Source organism: Paucibacter sp. PLA-PC-4, assembly GCF_026241155.1.
Lineage (GTDB): Bacteria > Pseudomonadota > Gammaproteobacteria > Burkholderiales > Burkholderiaceae_C > Roseateles_E.
This window is the reverse complement of record NZ_JAPFGP010000065.1, coordinates 1-862: the sequence shown is the minus strand read 5'-3', so window position 1 is coordinate 862 and position 862 is coordinate 1. Positions and strand designations below refer to the sequence as shown.

The following is an 862-nucleotide window of genomic DNA, read 5'->3' as shown; positions in this document are numbered from 1 at the left end:
CCACGGGTCTTCAGATCGTTGAAGACCTTCATCCAGAACTTGGCGCCCTCGGTGTTCTCGATCCAGATCCCGAGGATGTCGCGCGTGCCGTCTGGCAGCACGCCCAGCGCCAGGTACACGGCCTTGGTGTTGCCGCTGGTGTAAATCCGACTCTATACGCTGGTGAGGAGTCGGATTTGATCGCAGACGCCAGCATGTCACTGGTCGCATATGCAGATGTTGGGTTTGGGGCGACCGATGCTGCCGACCAGCGCCGCGGCAGCGCTCAGAACGGTGCGTCAGGATCGAACTCGGGCGGCGAGCCTGTGGGCATGACTTGCTCGCGCCAGGCCTGCTGCATCTGCGGGCCGTAGAGCAGCCACAGCGCCTCGCGCATGGCCTGCAGGCATTCGGCGACCGCGAGTGCCTGCTCGGGCGTCCAGTGGGCTGGCACCACCATCCCAGAGACCACTGTGGATGATGGCGAACGTCTGCTCATGAGCGGTGCTTGGGTGATCGCGCGGTGCTGGCCTTGGCGGACTTGGCTGCCCGCTCGGCCAGGCGCTGTGCCTCGCGCTCCTGGGCTTCTTTGGCGCGGTAGGACTGGCCGTCGATGCGCACCACTTCGGCACGGTGCATCAAGCGGTCGATCAACGAGACCACGCAGGCGGCATTGGGGAAGACCTCGCCCCAGTCTACGAAGGCTCGGTTCGTGGTCACCACCGTACTCTTGCATTGGTAGCGCCGACTGACCAACTCGAACAGCAGGTCCGCGTGCCGATTCGAGTACGACAGGTAGCCCACCTCGTCGATGAGCAACACGTCTGGGGCGGCGTAGTGGCGCAGCTTGCGGCGCAGACCCGAGTCGCTGTCGATGGCGGCC

2 protein-coding genes and 1 pseudogene are annotated in these 862 nt (G+C 64.8%); all 3 read right to left on the bottom strand.

Annotated features, from left to right (window positions below; genetic code table 11):
- Positions 1 to 125, bottom strand: a pseudogene (locus tag OOZ63_RS28910) (transposase); the annotation flags it as partial.
- Between the two features lie 140 nt (positions 126 to 265).
- Positions 266 to 478: a hypothetical protein gene (locus OOZ63_RS28905; RefSeq protein ID WP_266009334.1), complete on the bottom strand. Its 213-nt coding sequence runs from the start codon at positions 476 to 478 to the stop codon at positions 266 to 268.
- Positions 475 to 862 (bottom strand): ATP-binding protein (locus OOZ63_RS28900; RefSeq protein WP_266009333.1); only part of this gene is annotated, 388 nt, incomplete at its 5' end. The genes OOZ63_RS28900 and OOZ63_RS28905, both read right to left, overlap by 4 nt.

Excerpts from the sequence above, each read along its gene's own strand:
- OOZ63_RS28905 (WP_266009334.1), bottom strand. The coding sequence starts at position 478 with ATGAGCAGACGTTCGCCATCATCCACAGTGGTCTCTGGGATGGTGGTG.